Origin of the sequence: Bacillus sp. NMCC4, from assembly GCF_002998555.1 — a bacterium.
In the GTDB taxonomy this organism is placed as follows: Bacteria; Bacillota; Bacilli; order Bacillales; family Bacillaceae; genus Bacillus.
In genome coordinates, this window is the sequence record NZ_PVRA01000012.1 from 1 (window position 1) to 16,566 (window position 16,566).

Genomic DNA, 16,566 nt, shown 5'->3' on the forward strand with positions numbered 1-16,566 from the left:
ATCAGGTTGATAGGTCTGAGGTGGAAGCGTGGTGACACGTGGAGCTGACAGATACTAATAGATCGAGGACTTAACCTATATTCTAATGTGAAGCATGAACATTGTTATCTAGTTTTGAGAGAACATTCTCTCCATCAGGTTTGGTGGCGATAGCGAAGAGGTCACACCCGTTCCCATACCGAACACGGAAGTTAAGCTCTTCAGCGCCGATGGTAGTTGGGGGTCTCCCCCTGTGAGAGTAGGACGCCGCCAAGCTTTTTGTTTATATCCTTCCAATGGAAGAAGTTACTTTATCATTCCGCAGTAGCTCAGTGGTAGAGCTATCGGCTGTTAACCGATCGGTCGTAGGTTCGAGTCCTACCTGCGGAGCCATGCTTCCATAGCTCAGTAGGTAGAGCACTTCCATGGTAAGGAAGAGGTCAGCGGTTCGAGCCCGCTTGGAAGCTTTCCTCTAAATTATAATGATTAATGTTTAAGGTTTCTCGATGATGAGAAGGCTTTTTTTGTTTGTTTTAAAATGTTGAACTTGCTCAGTGACAAGTAGACTAATGAAAATGGAATAGATCGATTTATAAGGAAGCTTTGTATCAATTTTCTACACATTCCTTCTTTTTGTTCTTGATTCTTTAGTGCCTTTCTTATATTCTTACTAAAGTGATGATATCCTCTCTAACAAAAGACTCTGTACGTCCCTCTTCCCCCCCGAAAGTGAAGCATTATTTATTTTTCCTTTCTTCATCTCCAGGTTTGGTTGATCTTCTTTTTCCATGTTCGGTATGTATATAAAAAGGAGTAGATGGTTTGAAAGATTTATTTGTAAAGCAAGAATGGTTTGGGCATGTGCGTCAGGATGTGCTTGCGGGTATTTTAGTGGCTCTGGCTTTAATTCCTGAGGCGATTGCGTTTTCAATTATTGCGGGCGTTGATCCGAAGATCGGGTTGTATGCTTCGTTTTGTATTGCAATTGTGATTTCGTTTGTTGGTGGACGGCCAGGTATGATTTCGGCCGCTACAGGGGCTATGGCTCTGGTCATGGTTAATTTGGTTGCCGATCATGGATTGCAATATTTGTTTGCAGCTACGATTTTAACAGGTCTGATTCAAATAGTGTTTGGACTCTGCCGAGTGTCTCGTCTGATGAAATTTATTCCGAGGTCCGTGATGGTTGGTTTTGTGAATGCGTTGGCTATTATGATCTTCATGGCTCAGCTTCCACATTTCGTCGGAGAATCAATGGCCATGTATATCATGACAGGTGGCGCCTTGTTGATTATTTATTTATTGCCGATGGTGGTAAAAGTGATACCTTCCCCACTCATTGCTATTATTGTCATGACGATCATTGCTGTATTTGGACATATTGATGTTAGAACGGTTGGAGATATGGGAGAGCTTCCTAGTTCTTTGCCTGCTTTTCTGATTCCTCAAGTACCGTTTAGCTGGGAGACACTTACTATCATTTTTCCTTATTCTTTAGCACTTGCGATGGTTGGTTTACTTGAGTCTCTTTTAACTGCACAGATTGTCGATGATATGACGGAGACGTCTAGTCATAAGAACAAGGAAGCGAGAGGTCAAGGGATTGCTAATGTGGTTGCAGGATTCTTTGGTGGTATGGCTGGCTGTGCGATGATTGGTCAATCAGTGATTAATACGAAGGCAGGCGGGCGTGGCCGTCTTTCTACCTTTGTAGCGGGTGCATTTCTAATGGTGCTGATTTTTGTACTCGGAGATGTGGTGGTTCAAATTCCGATGGCTGCTCTTGTGGCTGTGATGATTATGGTCTCCGTTGGGACATTTGATTGGAGTTCCTTTCAGCAGCTAAAAAAGAATCCGAAAACAGATTCTATTGTCATGATTGTCACGGTCGTGACTGTGGTGTTGACTCATGATTTATCAAAAGGTGTGTTTGCAGGTGTGCTGCTTAGTGCGATATTCTTTGTAGCAAAAATATCAAAGCTTCATATTACCTCTACAGAAAGCCAAGCGGGTATTTGGGTGTATCGAATTAAAGGGCAAATTTTCTTTGCTTCTGTCACTGATTTCATCCAAGCGTTCCATCATGAGAAAGATCTCCAAGCCGTTGTGATTGATTTGTCTGAAGCGCGTATATGGGATGAATCAGGCGTGGCAGCGATAGAACGTGTAAAGGAAAAGTATCAAGCAGCTGGTGTACAGATAGACGTAGTTGGAATGGATACCTCGAGTCGAAAGCTTGTGAAACAGGTGAATGGTTCTTAAAAAGATCTTTCTGTTTGTTACAATAGAAAAGGTAAGAAAGTGAAGGATGGAGGTGGCCGGCATGCTTGTGCGTTTGAACCAAGTGCTCGGCCGGATGATGCCGCTTATTACGCCCATTAGTGTGTTACTCGGTGTACTATTGTCGGCCTATTTAAAGGATTATACGTTTATGGTGCCCTGGGTATTTGCTATGATGACATTTTCAGGGAGCTTGTCATCTACTTTTTCAGCTTTAAAGCATACGGTGATGCACCCATTGCCTTTGATTTTATCGTTTATGATTTTACATGTGCTGATGCCCCTTTATGCCTGGTCAGCGGGGCATTTGATATTTGCGGGTGATTCCATGACGATCACCGGTTTGACGCTTGCGATGGTGATTCCAACAGGTGTTTCTAGTTTAATATGGGCGGCGATGTATAAAGGGAATGTCGGGTTAACGTTATCCATCATTTTAATTGATACATTGCTTTCGCCATTGATTGTGCCAGCCAGCTTGTCACTCTTCGTCGGTACACAGGTCCATATGGACATGGTCGCAATCATGAAAGGGCTGTTTGGTATGGTGGTGCTGCCCTCTATTTTAGGGATGCTCGTTCGCCAGTATGCAAAGCCATCGGTGACGAAAACAATTGGTCAGACCCTGTCTCCTTTTTCAAAATTAGGCTTGTTTGTTGTCGTATCGATTAACAGTTCTGTTGTCGCCCCATATTTGCGTGAATTGGATGTTGCCTTTTTTAGCAAAGCAGCGACTGTCTTTTTCATTGCGATGAGTGGGTATGCTTTTGCATGGTTGATTGGAAAGGTGATGAAATGTACTCAAGGGGAGATTGTGGCCATTGTGTATACGGGCGGCATGAGAAATATTAGTGCCGGAGCTGTGCTTGCTATTAGCTTTTTCCCGCCTGCTGTTGCTGTCCCTGTTGTGATTGGCATGCTATTTCAGCAAGTGCTTGCTGCCTTGTTTGGTTTCTTACTCAATCGTTTTGAGCTGAAGGCGCCTGCTGTGACTAAATCTTTATCATGAAAAGACCTCCATCTTATGAGATGGAGGTCTTTTTTGCGAATTAATAGATGAGATATTTCTTCCGTTTCTTTTCGAACGATTTGAGGTCGTGATGATAGCGCTTCATGATGTGTTTGACGGAAGTACCTTGATTGATTTCTTCTTTCATCCAACCATTTCCGATGAGTTTATCAAAGCTGCCTGTTTGAAGGAACTGAAAGTCTTTTGGATATAAATCATGTATTGCTTTGATGATGGATAACCCTGTTTTTACCGCTTCGAATGAAGAGCGGTCTGTGACGTATAGCTGCACACCGTGTGATAGCTTACCTGCATGTTTAGAAAAAGTGGGGGTGAATGATACTGGTCTAAATTGTACACCCTTTAGTTTTAACTGATTTAAATGATCTGCTAGTTCGCTGCTATTGATATATGGAGCGCCAATGAGCTCGAACGGTTTTGTTGTTCCTCTGCCTTCAGAGACATTTGTTCCTTCAATTAATCCTGTGGCGGGATATACAAAGGTACTATCCACTGTCGGCATGTTAGGTGAAGGAAGGACGAACGGCAGCTTCGTGTCATCAAACGTCATGGAACGCTTCCAATTTTTCATTTTGATGACTGTGACATCAGCATTGATATGAAACTCTTTGTTAAAGAATTTTGCTAGTTCACCAGTGGTCATTCCATGTCTTAATGGTATTGGATAGAGCCCTACAAATGAAGCGTGCTCAGGTTCTAAGACAGGGCCTTCTACTTTTAGTCCGCCAATGGGGTTTGGACGGTCTAGGACAACAAAGGGAATGTTGTTTTCTTTAGCGGCCTCCATCGCATAAGCCATCGTGTAAATATAGGTGTAATAACGAGCACCAACATCTTGGATATCAAACAGCAAGACATCTACATTTTTGAGCATGTCAGGCGTGGGTTTTCTTGTTTTTCCATAGAGAGAGTAAACAGGGAGACCTGTTTTTTCATCAGTATAGGATTCGACGCCTTCTCCTGCTTGTGCATCGCCGCGCACACCATGTTCTGGTCCATATAGAGCAGTAAGCTTGATACTTGGATGCTCAAATAGGAGATCGACACTGCTTTTCATATTTGCATCAATACCAGTTGGGTTCGTAATGAGGCCGACCCTTTTCCCTTTTAACCATGCAAGGTTGCCTGAGAGTAGTGTTTCGATCCCTGTTTTGACCGCTGCTTTTTTTCCTTTTGTATCTGTTCGTTCTTGGTTTGCGGGGGAGGCGGCGGTCAATGTGCTCATAATGAGAATGCTTGCGAGTATCAAGCTTGCTGTTTTTTTCAAGAGAATCCCTCCTATTTGATCTGTTTCCCTTTCAAGTTGAGTCCATAGCCGAATGGATACAGGGTTTGATTTGGATGAGTGACAGATGGGATATCCACAGGCAATTTGCCCTTAGGTGATGCAGCGCCAAATATCACTTCTAATCCAGCAGGAATATTTGGCTGATTGAATTGCCCGTTTGAGTAGCCTTTAAAACCGTAAACGGCTAGTAAGGCATCAGCCTCCTCAAAATTTGCCGCATCGTAAGGATTTCTTAGACTCATAATGACCATTTTTTTGTTTTGTGCTGCTGCTTCTTTCATAACAGCACGAGGGAAGGCAGTAGCCCATTTTTTCGGGTCCTGTACATTGTCATCAATCACACCATCATTCACAGCTGGGTCATTTTGGACAACGTAAGAGCCGGTAATCACATAGTCAGCATCTTGAATCAGTTTGGCTGTTTCTTTAGTGAAGGTCTTATCCACAAAAGCATATGATTGGATACGTACAGGCTTGATCTTTTTTTGTTTGATCAGAGAGTCAATTGTGACAGACATGGCTTTTGTCTGATCTTCGTAAGGTGCCATGATCAAGATCTTGTCATTCTTTTTAGGCTGGAATGGTAAGGTCTTTTCGTTGTTTTTAAGCAGGGTGATCCCTTCACGTGCCATTTTTTGTTCTGCTTTCCGGTGCGACTTTTTCCCAACGACTTGAGTGGCTTTTTTGATTTTTTTCTCAAGGGTGATGGGTTTCTTGGAAGAAATGATGCCGCGTTTGATTTTCAATTGAAGAATTTTTTCGACAGATTGGTTGATTTGAGACATCGGAATTTCTTTCTTTACAATCGCCTTTTTTACAGCATTGAACACATTCTCTAGGTTTTTTTCTGTTTTTAGAGAGGTGACTGGTGCTGGCATAAGGGCGATGTCGACACCTGCCTTAATAGCCATCACCACGGCTTCTTCCTGCCCAAAGTTATCTGCAATCGCTTTCATATTTAGGGCGTCTGTTACCACAACACCTTGAAAGCCCATCTCTTCTTTTAATAAGTGTGTGATGACTTTTTTCGATAAGGTTGCTGGAACCATAATGTCCTCGCCATCTTTTTTGCTTTTGTACGTTGTGTGGTCAATGGCAGGGAATTGAACATGAGCGGTCATGACCATATCCGCACCAGCGTTGATGGCTTGTTGAAACGGATACAGCTCCACTTTTTTAAGACGTTCTAGGTCATGTTCTACGAGCGGCAAGCCATAGTGACTATCGATGGCTGTATCACCATGTCCCGGGAAATGCTTTAGTGTGGAAATGGTCTTTTCCTTTTGAAGTCCTTTCATGGTTTGAAGGCCAAGCCTAGTGACAAGAGCAGGATCAGAGCTAAAGGAACGGACACCAATGACGGGGTTGTTTGGGTTATTATTCACATCAAGCACAGGAGAGAAGTTTGTATTGATCCCTAGTGCGTTTAGTTCTTTGCCGATGATTTTACCTGTGTCGTATGCATTTTTCTTACTTCTAGAGGCACCAATCGACATATTTCCTGGGAAATGTGTTCCCTTTTGTAATCTTGTGACGATTCCACCTTCTTGATCAATTGAAATGAGTAATGGAATCTTTGGTGATGCTTTTTGAAATTCATGGGTGAGTTTGACGGTTTGTTTCGTATCAACGACATTCTCCGCAAATAAGATGACACCGCCTAGATGATATTTTTCAACAAGATGGGACACTTCTTTATTCATCTTTGTTAAGCCTGTAGGTGCAGATTCATCTTTTGTTTGCCAATTGCGAAAGTCTGGCATGAGCATTTGACCTATCTTTTCATCCAGGGACATGTCTTGCACCATTTGTTTTGCGGTTGGAAGAGGGGCAGAGCTAACCTTTTCCGTTGGAATGGAAGAGGTTAGCAGGGCCAAAACCAGAGTAGCGGGGAAAAGAGCTTTTAACATCGAATTCCTCCTTTTACTTAAAAGATTCGTAGATTGCGGTCATGATGCTTCCATAAGTACCAGTTGGGAAAAGGTCACCTTCAAATTGATTTGGGTTGGTTTCAGGTGAAACGACAGGCGAATGTTTCTTATTTGTCAGCAAGACGATACCTAGATTATGTTTTGGATCAATCAATGTCATGGTTCCGGTCCAGCCAGTATGTCCATAGGCTTCGTTACTTGCATATTTTCCAAACATCCATTCCATGTCAGTATGACCGTTTTTACGCCAGCCTAGCCCGTAAGTTGGGTTTGTATCAGAAGAGGCTGTAAAGAGATCGATAGAAGCTTGATCAAAGATGGTTTTTTTTCCATAGCCTCCTTTGTTCAGCATGAGCTGGAGCAGCACGCCCATATCTGACATGTTAGAGAAAAGTCCGGCATGACCAGAGATACCTGCCATTGAGTAATATGCTTTCTCATCGTGGACTTCGCCTAGCAGGGTGTACCTGCGAATGTTTTCAAAATCAATGACACCATCTCGCGAATTACCTAAACGTTCGGTTGCTGCAAAATGCTTCGGTTTAAATCCTTTTTGCAGTGGATTGAACATTGTATGTTTGAGACCTAGCGGCCGATAGATCGTCGACTCTACATATTGATCAAGAAGCATACCTGTTTTTTTCTCAATGATCATGCCTAACAGCATGTAATCAATGTCACTATAAATGTGCTGGGTGCCTGGTTTGTATTGCAGCGGCACCTTCGGCAGCCATTTCATCGTTGTCTTTCTATCTTGAGAGAAAAAAGAGCCGGCGGCTTCTTTGCTATAAAATAAGACACTGGAAGGGAGTCCGGCAGAATGGGTCAGAAGATCGTTTACACGAAGCTGATCTTTACCGGTTACCTTTGCATCTGGTTCATCTTTAAAATCTGGCAGGATGGCTTGTATTTTTTCGTTCACATCCAGTTTTTTCTCGTAGACGAGCTTTTGCAGGGCATAGTTGGTCGCATACATTTTGGTGTTGGATGCTAAGTCGAACAGTGTATTCTTTTTCATTTTCTTATATGATTTGAGTTCAGTTGTGCCTTCGTATTTTTGCCTGTAGCCATAGGCTTTTTGATGGACGATTTTTCCGTCTTTGATAATGATGAGTGCGCCTCCTGGAAATCCTGCTTTGATGTCGTTTTGAATCATGTGATCAACCTTCCTAAGCTGCCTGGAAGAAAAACCTGCTTGTTCCGGTCGTTTTGCCTTTTTTAAGACGGGATATTCTTCAGGTGCTGTTTTAGACAAAGACGATACAGGATGGGAGCTAGTTGCAAATGTTTGTACGGGTAATCCAAGGAGCATGAGCAGACTTGTTATTAAGAGAAAGTATTTCTTCAAGAGTTAGACCTCCTATTGCTTATTTTTCCTCAAATTCAACAGCCATATCATCATGAAAACCAAATAAGTATGTGAAAATAAATCCAGCGACATATGCAATAAAGAGTCCGATTAAGTAAAGAAGCATTTGATGTGTGTGAACAATAAAGGTTAATGGGAGACCTGATACACCAATCGCCTTCGTTGCAATTTGGAAGTAGGCTTGAAATGCGCCGCCGATTCCAGCGCCAAGACAAGCAGTGAGAAATGGTCGTCCCAGCGGGAGTGTAACACCGAAAATGAGTGGTTCACCAATGCCGAGCATCCCTGAAGGAAGTCCACCTGCGATGGCTCTTTTGAGTTTTTTCTTTTTTGTTTTCATATAAATGGCGAATGCCGCACCTACCTGTCCTGCACCGCCCATAGCGAGAATTGGCAAAAGCGGGTCATCTCCAATGGAATTAATGAGTTCCATATGAATTGGTGTCAGTCCTTGGTGAAGTCCTGTCACAACAAGTGGAAGGAAGGTCGCACCAAGAACAAATCCAGCGAAGATTCCGCCCATATTTAATAGATAAGTTAATCCTGAGGTGATGGCATCCGATATAAATCCGCCGACTGGCATGAAGACAACGTACGTAAAAATGCCTGTAATGAGTAGTGTGATGGTTGGTGTGACGATGATATCAAGTGATTGCGGGACGAAGCGTCTAATTCGGGTTTCCACAAGTGCCATAAAGATGGCGGCTAGAAGAACACCGATGAGCCCGCCTCTGCCTGGTAGAATATTTGTGCCAAATAACATAATGTCTGCGGAGGCTGGGTTAATAATGAGGATACCAGCTAATGCGCCTAATGCAGGAGAGCCTCCAAACTCCTTTGCGGCATTTGATCCGACTAAAATACCGAGATATGCGAACAAGCCTGAACCAATAACGGTTAAAATGATCGCTGCTTGAGACTTTTCATCGAGCCAGCCTGCTTGCACGATTGCTTTCGTAATCCCTGTAATAAGACCTGATGCAACGAGTGCCGGAATGATAGGAATAAAGATGCTGGCAATCCGTCGTAAGAACAGCTTGAACGGTGTGCGGTTCTTTTGTGAAATGGCTTGCTTGTTTTTTTGTGCTTCATTGTTTAAATCATAAGAGCCAGAGGCATTTAGCAGCTGTTCAAACGCACTTGATACTTGGTTGACAACACCTGTACCTAAAATGATTTGAAGCGTTTCTGCCTCGACGACACCTATGACGCCATCGAGTTCTTTGATTTTTGTGATGTGAACTTGTTCATTGTCAATCGGTGTAATTCGGAGACGCGTCATACAATGTGTATGGGAAGAGATGTTTTCAGAACCACCACAGAGAGAAAGAATGTCTTTCGCCAACTGCTGATATTTCGTTTGATGACTCATGTTGAATCCCCCTTTGATTTTCGTTTCATGGAGCGGATGGCATGTCTTGTCTTGTCAATATATTGCGCTGTCTCTTCATATTGACGGGAAGCTAAGCTGAGGAACAAGACATCAATTAAGTAGAGCTGTGCCATTCTAGAGGAAGTGGCTGCACTGCGAAAAGGTGCTTCATTGGAACCGGACGTCGATAGGTGAACATCACTTAAGGCAGAAACGCTTGTTTGACCAGGATGCGTTAAGGCAATGGTTTTCACTTGATTGTCTTTTGCGAGCTGAAGGGCTTGAATGATGTCTAACGTTTCTCCTGAAAAGGATATACCGAACACGATGTCATTCTTTCCTGCATTTGCGATGACGGTTGATGCGATGTGCATGTCAGTGAAGGCAGTCGCAGCATAATTGATTCTGAGAAATTTCTGCTGGGCATCCGCTGCCACGATGCCAGATGCACCGACGCCGATAAAATGGATTTGGTTTGCATGCAGCAGTAATTGAACAGCTTTTTCTAATGCTTCTGCATTTAAAATAGAAGCGGTGTCCTTAATCGATTGAATCGAGTTTCCTGCTGTTTTTTGAATAATGGATTGAAGCGGTTCATCTTGTTCGATATCACGATAGCCTTGTTTATCGTCGTGCATCAAGTCTCCAGCGATTCGCATTTTTAAATCGTGATAGCCATCTAGCCCGAGAGATTTACAAAGGCGGATGACAGCAGAGCTGCTTGCTCCGGCTGCCTGACTGATCTCGTGTACTGTGCTTTTAATGACTTTGTCAGGATGGGCAAGGATATAGTCTGCAATGATTTTTTCAGATTGGGGGAGCTTTGCTTTCATTGTGTGTAGTAGAGTGAGTCCACCTGCTGACATGAGCTGCCTCCTTTAGGATTGATGATGAGAGATGGCTTTGTCGATATGGCCATTCGCTTTGTTGAGTAAATCCTTGGCTGTTTTTTTGTCTGTGTTTGTTTGGAGCATGACGATGGCGGTTTTGACTTCTAAGTCTGCTGCTTCAAGAGTCTTCACGGCTTGTTCATAGGAAGCGTTTGTCACATGTTGAATGATGGTGATGGCGCGTTCTTTTAATTTATAATTGCTGACTTTTACATCAACCATCAGGTTTTCATATACTTTACCTTGTCTGATCATGACAGAGGTCGAAAGCATATTTAAAATCATTTTATGAGCGGATGCGGCTTTCATTCGTGTTGACCCAGTGATGGCTTCTGGTCCTACAATGACTTCAATGGCGCAGTCTGCCAGCTCGCTAATTTCTGCTTGTTCATTGCAGCTGAGGGCTACTGTTTTTGCGCCGATGGATTTAGCGTAGTTTAAAGCGCCGATGATGTAGGGTGTCCTGCCGCTGGCGGCGATACCGACGACCGTATCTTTTGATGTCAGGTGAATGTGTACTAAATCCTGTTTGCCGGCTTCTTCACTGTCTTCCACATCTTCGGCAGCATGTGAAAAAGCAGAGTCGCCGCCTGCCATGATACCGACAATCACATCAGGTGAGACGCTATAGGTAGGGGGACATTCAACAGCATCCATCACGCCAAGTCTGCCGCTTGTCCCGGCTCCTAAATAAACGAGTCTACCCCCATTTGAAATGGATTCATAGGCGAAGTCACTTGCTGTTTTGACATGTGGTAGGACACGGTTCACTGCTTGAGCGACCTTCATATCTTCTTCATTGATCAGCTGGAGTATTTCGAGCGGATCTGCTTGTGATATTCCCATTGTGTTAGGGTTTCTTGATTCTGTTGTCAAAGAGCGCAATTGAGATGGCTGCATGCGACATTCCTCCTTATTTCTTCATTTTCAGTATATTCAGTGTGATATGAAATTTCAACATTATATTTAAATATTGAAATTATATTTCACTCGAAACGTTGTGCTAACTGGAGGTAAATAATTAGAAAATAAAAAAAATAAAAATCCCCTTTACAAAAGGGGGACAACCTGTATATAATAACTTTTGTCAGCTTCACGGAAACAGCAAACTTGACAAACTGGCCCGTTGGTCAAGCGGTTAAGACACCGCCCTTTCACGGCGGTAACACGGGTTCGAATCCCGTACGGGTCACCATGATGTGGAGGATTAGCTCAGCTGGGAGAGCATCTGCCTTACAAGCAGAGGGTCGGCGGTTCGAGCCCGTCATCCTCCACCATATGCCGGTGTAGCTCAACTGGTAGAGCAACTGACTTGTAATCAGTAGGTTGGGGGTTCAAGTCCTCTTGCCGGCACTGTTTTTTCTTTATCAATTCCATATGTGGAGGGGTAGCGAAGTGGCTAAACGCGGCGGACTGTAAATCCGCTCCCTCCGGGTTCGGCGGTTCGAATCCGCCCCCCTCCACCATTTTTGGGCTATAGCCAAGCGGTAAGGCAACGGACTTTGACTCCGTCATGCGTTGGTTCGAATCCAGCTAGCCCAGTTAAGACACCTTTTTCAAAAAGGTGTCTTTTTTTATGTTGGCAGACGGAATGTATAACTATTCAAAATATTGTTGAGTTGAGTCAGAAGGCATTGAGAAAGTAAAATATAAGCATGAACGGAAAGGGGATGTACATATGGGAGATCAAAAGAAGGTCACGATTGTCGGAGTTCCGATGGATTTGGGTCAAATGAGAAGGGGCGTCGATATGGGACCGAGTGCGATTCGGTGTGCAGGTGTAAAAGAAAAATTGGAATCGCTTTCATTTGATGTGGAGGATCTCGGCGATATTTTGGTTGAACAAAGAGATGATGAGAAAGGTTTATATACAAGTGAAAAGCTAAAAAATTTAACGGAGAATGCTGGTGCGAATCAGCTGCTAGCTGAGAAGGTTGACAGTATTGTGCAATCAGGCTCATTCCCGCTCATTTTAGGCGGTGATCACAGCATTGCGATAGGAACACTTGCGGGGGTAGCCAAGCATTATGAAAACTTAGGTGCCATTTGGTATGATGCACACGGTGATTTAAATACAGAGGAAACCTCTCCTTCTGGAAATATACATGGTATGCCGCTTGCAGTCAGTCTCGGCCTTGGGCATGCTGATTTAACGAACATTGGTGGTTATTCCCCTAAATTGAAGCCTGAGAATGTTGTTATAATTGGTGCTCGATCCTTAGATGAAGGAGAGCGGGCATTGATTAGAGAGAAAGGCATTAAAGTGTATACGATGCATGAAATAGATCGTTTAGGGATGACAAGGGTGATGGAGGAAGCCATTTCATATTTAAAGGAAAGAACAGATGGTGTCCACCTGTCGCTTGATTTAGATGGACTAGATCCAGCGGAGTGCCCTGGTGTAGGAACTCCTGTGGCGGGTGGCATTAGCTACCGGGAGAGTCATCTTGCCATGGAGCTTTTAGAGGAAGCGGGTATTTTGACTTCAGCTGAATTTGTTGAGGTGAATCCGGTTTTGGATGAAAAAAATAAAACAGCCGAGGCAGCTGTTGCGTTGATTGGCTCGTTAATGGGCGAAAAGCTATTGTAGAGCGGGACTTGTTCCCGTTCTTTTTTGTTTTGGAGAAATTTAAGGATATATTAAGGTTTTTACCGGTGGATATGCGTAACACGCTGTCAAAAATTTGTTACACTATTTTTTAGAGGAGAATGAAACCTTTTGGAAAGAGATTCGTATACATAAAGACCGGTGAAGGCAGAGGTTGAATATACTATGGACACAATGATTAAAAAGAGAATTAAGCAAGTGAAAAAAGGCGACCAGAACGCATTTGCAGACATCGTAGACCTGTATAAAGACAAAATTTATCAGCTGTGCTACCGTATGCTTGGGAATGCACACGAAGCAGAGGATATTGCACAGGAGGCGTTTATTCGTGCCTATGTGAATATTGAAAGCTTTGATGTGAATCGTAAGTTTTCTACGTGGCTGTACCGCATTGCAACCAACCTGACCATCGACCGTATTCGCAAAAAAAAGCCGGATTATTATTTAGATGCAGAGGTGGCAGGAACAGAAGGACTGAATATGTATTCTCAAATTGCTGCTGATGGCATTTTGCCAGAGGAAGAGGTGGTGTCTCTTGAATTATCGAGTACCATTCAGCAAAAAATTCTAAGATTACCCGATAAATATCGTTCGGTCATCGTATTAAAGTATATTGATGAACTCTCGTTAAAAGAAATTAGTGAGATCCTAAATATACCCGTTGGTACGGTGAAAACGAGAATACACAGGGGTAGAGAGGCTCTCCGGAAACAGTTGAGAGACCTTTGAGTGAGGTGATTTTGATGAGCTGTCAGGAAAAAATCGTCCTGCTTATGCATCAGTATTTAGACGGGGACATTGAGCCCCAAGACGAAAAAGAATTAAAAAGTCACCTGCAATCGTGTGAGGAGTGCCGTACTCATTTTCAACAAATTGAGAAATCCATCGCGCTTGTGCAGAGTACATCTCATATAGAAGCACCAACTGATTTCACTGCAAAGGTGATGGCAGGTCTTCCAAAGGAAAAAAAGCGTGTGTCGATTCAAAGATGGATCAAAGCTCATCCGCTGATGGTGGCCGCTGCCCTCTTTCTCATTTTGATGGGAGGCAGTCTGTTTACAAGCTGGAATACCGATCATAATTTCAGTGTGTCAAAACAGTCGAATCTCGTCGTTGTAAATGATACAGTGACCGTACCTAAAGGGGAAACCGTAAAAGGTGATGTCACTGTCAAAAATGGCAAGCTGATTGTAGAAGGCAAGGTTGATGGAAATGTCACCGTCGTCAATGGGGAACAGCTGACTGCTTCTGCCGGACAAGTCACTGGTCAAATTAATGAAATTAATGAAGTGTTTGATTGGATTTGGTACAAAATGAAATCCACAGCACAAAATGTGATGCGGGTCATTGGACCAGAGGAGCAAAAGTAATCATACGGGTCGAGAGCAGTCTCTTTATGGGGCTGCTCTTTTTCTATATTATAGGTCAGAATGTATGCGAACTAGCACGCCAGCCATATATGGCAACTGTTTTCCTTGCTGAAACAAAATGTGGTATAATAGCCACGCTATGTATTTACACATAGTCTCTTTTTTTATTAAAAATGCATCAAACGAAGAATAACTGAAAATTCTGGAGGACGAGGAAATGGCTTTAGGGGATATTCCTTTTTTGCAGTACCTCGGTAATGCTGTTGATGTTCTCGTTGTTTGGTATGTGATATATAAATTAATGATGGTCATCCGCGGAACAAAAGCGGTTCAGCTTTTAAAGGGAATTGTGGTCATTGTTCTTGTCAGGATGGGAAGTGCGTATCTCGGTCTTAACACACTTCAATGGCTGATGGATCAAGCGATTACGTGGGGATTCCTTGCGATCATTATTATTTTTCAGCCAGAGCTAAGGAGAGCGCTTGAGCAGCTTGGGCGCGGCCGTTTCTTCTCAAGAAGCGGGACACCTATAGAGGAACAGCAGCAGAAAACGATCGAGGCAATTACAAAAGCAATTAAATATATGGCAAAACGCAGAATCGGCGCGCTGCTGACAATTGAGCGTGATACTGGGATGAATGATTACATAGAGACTGGAATTCCTTTGAATGCAAAGGTGAGTTCAGAGCTGCTCATTAATATTTTCATTCCAAATACACCGCTTCATGATGGTGCTGTCATTATGAAGCGTGATGAGATTGCAGCTGCGGCTTGTTATTTACCGCTGTCAGAAAGTCCTTTTATCTCTAAGGAATTAGGGACGCGTCACCGGGCGGCAGTCGGAATTAGCGAAGTGACAGACAGCTTGACCGTCATCGTTTCTGAGGAGACAGGCGGCATTTCTGTCGCAAGAAATGGTGATCTCCACCGAGAATTGACAGAAGAAGCGCTTGAAGAAATGCTGATTGCTGAATTTAGTAAGAACAGCAAAGATGCTTCCTCGACCAAATGGTATTGGAGGGGCAAGAAAAATGGATAAGATTTTGAATAATCGCTGGGCCGTAAAGCTTCTTGCATTGGTCTTCGCTTTATTGCTGTATGGTGCAGTCAATTCAGCGCAAGCGCCCACGCCGAAAAAAATCGGTGAATCCTTTTTCCCAACATCGACGACAGATGAAGCAACTTTAACCGACATTCCTGTTAAAGCGTATTATGACGACGAGAAGTACGTCGTCACTGGTGTGCCGCAGACAGTCAATGTGACGATTAAAGGGTCAACAAGTGCTGTGAAAACAGCAAGACAAACAAAGAATTTTGAAATATACGCAGATATGCAGAATTTATCGACAGGTACACATAAAGTGGAGCTGAAGGCAAGAGATGTATCAAAGGGACTCACACTATCGATTAATCCGTCTGTGACGACGGTGACGATACAAGAAAAAACAACAGCTGAATTTCCTGTTGAAACCGAATTTTATAATCAAAATAAAATCAAAGACGGCTATTCACCTGAACAGCCTATTGTGAATCCGAAAAAAGTCACAGTCACTGGTTCAAAGGACGTGATCGACAAAATTTCTGTCATTAAAGCATTTGTGAACCTAGAGGATGTCGATCAGCAAATTGAAAAGGAAGCGAAGCTCACTGTGTATGATAGCAGCGGGAACGAGCTGCCAGTCGAATTGAGTCCGTCTGTGGTGAATATTACAGTTCCCATCTCGAGTCCAAGCAAAAAGGTTCCGTTTAAAATTGAGCGGACGGGCAGCTTACCTGACGGGATCAGTATCTCAAGCATTGAGACAAGCCCGAGTGAGGTCACGGTGTACGGCTCTCAAAAAGTGCTGGATTCGCTTGATTTTATTGATGGCGTCAAGCTGGACCTAAGCAAGATCAAAGATGATACGGAGATTGATGCCGACATTCCTCTGCCAGATGGTGTGAAAAAGGTATCGCCCGAAACGGTGAAGATCAAGGTGAAGGTTGCAACAGCGCAAGAAAAAAAGATCGATAATGTACCGATTTCTGTCGTGGGTCTGAGCAAGGATCTCACCTCTGATTTTGTGAGCCCATCTTCTGGACGGCTCACGTTAACAGCAAAGGGATCAAAGAGTGCGATTGATAAACTAAAGGCTTCAGACGTTGAAGCCTATATCAATGTCGGGGACTTGAACGAAGGAACACATGAGGTCACAATTCAAGTGAACGGTCCTCAAAATGTGACGTGGACATTATCGAGATCAAAGGTCAAAGTGAAACTGACTTCTACTGAGACAGAAGATCAGCCAGCGTCTACGAATGATCGCAAGGATCCATCTTCTGATGACGATGATCAGGATGAGAAGAGTAAAGAAGAATCCACGCAAGATAAAGCAAAGAAAGAATCAAGTCAAAGACAGCGGATCAAAGAAGATAAAAAAGAGGACGAAGCGTCCTCTTGAATGGTAAA

General features: G+C 43.3%; 13 protein-coding genes, 7 tRNA genes and 1 rRNA gene. 15 read left to right on the plus strand and 6 right to left on the minus strand.

Features of this window, described 5'->3' with window-relative positions; translation table 11 throughout:
• Positions 1-139 precede the first annotated feature (139 nt).
• From rrf to C6Y02_RS17310, 5 genes are all read left to right on the plus strand, one after another.
• Positions 140-255 (plus strand): 5S ribosomal RNA (rrf, locus tag C6Y02_RS17290).
• A gap of 42 nt (positions 256-297) precedes the next feature.
• Positions 298-372, plus strand: a tRNA-Asn gene (locus tag C6Y02_RS17295).
• 1 nt (position 373) lies between these two features.
• Positions 374-446 (plus strand) — tRNA-Thr (locus C6Y02_RS17300).
• A 355-nt stretch (positions 447-801) separates the two neighbouring features.
• A complete protein-coding gene (locus tag C6Y02_RS17305; protein WP_106031848.1) occupies positions 802-2,241 on the plus strand; it encodes a SulP family inorganic anion transporter in 1,440 nt (479 codons plus the stop codon).
• Between the two features lie 46 nt (positions 2,242-2,287).
• Positions 2,288-3,268, plus strand: a complete 981-nt coding sequence (locus tag C6Y02_RS17310) for a bile acid:sodium symporter family protein (protein ID WP_095285878.1) — start codon at positions 2,288-2,290, stop codon at positions 3,266-3,268.
• Positions 3,269-3,308: 40 nt separating this feature from the next.
• Here C6Y02_RS17310 and C6Y02_RS17315 read toward each other — a convergent pair whose 3' ends face one another.
• The 6 genes from C6Y02_RS17315 to murQ are packed head-to-tail and all read right to left on the minus strand — an operon-like array spanning position 3,309 to position 11,039.
• On the minus strand, positions 3,309-4,556 hold the full coding sequence (locus tag C6Y02_RS17315) for an exo-beta-N-acetylmuramidase NamZ family protein (RefSeq protein WP_106031849.1): 1,248 nt from the start codon (positions 4,554-4,556) through the stop codon (positions 3,309-3,311).
• A gap of 11 nt (positions 4,557-4,567) precedes the next feature.
• Positions 4,568-6,487 carry a glycoside hydrolase family 3 protein gene (locus tag C6Y02_RS17320; RefSeq protein WP_106031850.1) on the minus strand — a complete coding sequence of 640 codons (1,920 nt, stop codon included), beginning with the start codon at positions 6,485-6,487 and terminating at the stop codon, positions 4,568-4,570.
• Between the two features lie 13 nt (positions 6,488-6,500).
• Complete coding sequence (gene pbp4b, locus C6Y02_RS17325; RefSeq protein WP_106031851.1) at positions 6,501-7,856, minus strand: penicillin binding protein PBP4B; 1,356 nt, start codon at positions 7,854-7,856, stop codon at positions 6,501-6,503.
• A gap of 19 nt (positions 7,857-7,875) precedes the next feature.
• Entirely contained in the window at positions 7,876-9,249 is a 1,374-nt protein-coding gene (locus tag C6Y02_RS17330) for a PTS transporter subunit EIIC (protein ID WP_106031852.1), read from the minus strand.
• The gene (locus C6Y02_RS17335) at positions 9,246-10,115 is read right to left on the minus strand and encodes a MurR/RpiR family transcriptional regulator (protein WP_060595393.1); all 870 of its coding nucleotides are present in this window, start codon (positions 10,113-10,115) and stop codon (positions 9,246-9,248) included. The genes C6Y02_RS17330 and C6Y02_RS17335 overlap by 4 nt, the downstream gene beginning before the upstream one ends.
• A 12-nt stretch (positions 10,116-10,127) precedes the next feature.
• The gene (gene murQ / locus C6Y02_RS17340) at positions 10,128-11,039 is read right to left on the minus strand and encodes an N-acetylmuramic acid 6-phosphate etherase (RefSeq protein WP_095285883.1); all 912 of its coding nucleotides are present in this window, start codon (positions 11,037-11,039) and stop codon (positions 10,128-10,130) included.
• A 220-nt stretch (positions 11,040-11,259) separates the two neighbouring features.
• Between murQ and C6Y02_RS17345 the strand changes: the two genes are divergently transcribed.
• The 10 genes from C6Y02_RS17345 (at position 11,260) to C6Y02_RS17390 (ending at position 16,558) form a co-directional block, all read left to right on the plus strand.
• Positions 11,260-11,334: transfer RNA gene (locus C6Y02_RS17345), tRNA-Glu, on the plus strand.
• Positions 11,335-11,340: 6 nt separating this feature from the next.
• Positions 11,341-11,416 (plus strand) — tRNA-Val (locus C6Y02_RS17350).
• 3 nt (positions 11,417-11,419) lie between these two features.
• Positions 11,420-11,492 (plus strand) — tRNA-Thr (locus tag C6Y02_RS17355).
• Between the two features lie 28 nt (positions 11,493-11,520).
• Positions 11,521-11,605 (plus strand) — tRNA-Tyr (locus C6Y02_RS17360).
• Between the two features lie 4 nt (positions 11,606-11,609).
• A tRNA-Gln gene (locus tag C6Y02_RS17365) sits at positions 11,610-11,681 on the plus strand.
• A 136-nt stretch (positions 11,682-11,817) separates the two neighbouring features.
• Positions 11,818-12,729, plus strand: coding sequence for an arginase (gene rocF / locus C6Y02_RS17370; RefSeq protein WP_106031853.1), 912 nt, complete (start codon positions 11,818-11,820; stop codon positions 12,727-12,729).
• Between the two features lie 183 nt (positions 12,730-12,912).
• On the plus strand, positions 12,913-13,476 hold the full coding sequence (sigW, locus tag C6Y02_RS17375; RefSeq protein ID WP_034664426.1) for an RNA polymerase sigma factor SigW: 564 nt from the start codon (positions 12,913-12,915) through the stop codon (positions 13,474-13,476).
• Positions 13,477-13,490: 14 nt separating this feature from the next.
• Positions 13,491-14,117: an anti-sigma-W factor RsiW gene (gene rsiW, locus C6Y02_RS17380; RefSeq protein WP_106031854.1), complete on the plus strand. Its 627-nt coding sequence runs from the start codon at positions 13,491-13,493 to the stop codon at positions 14,115-14,117.
• Positions 14,118-14,334: 217 nt separating this feature from the next.
• Positions 14,335-15,156, plus strand: coding sequence for a diadenylate cyclase CdaA (gene cdaA, locus C6Y02_RS17385; protein ID WP_060595397.1), 822 nt, complete (start codon positions 14,335-14,337; stop codon positions 15,154-15,156).
• Positions 15,149-16,558, plus strand: coding sequence for a CdaR family protein (locus tag C6Y02_RS17390; RefSeq protein WP_060595398.1), 1,410 nt, complete (start codon positions 15,149-15,151; stop codon positions 16,556-16,558). Before cdaA ends, C6Y02_RS17390 begins: the two co-directional genes overlap by 8 nt.
• The last annotated feature ends 8 nt before the right edge of the window (positions 16,559-16,566 follow it).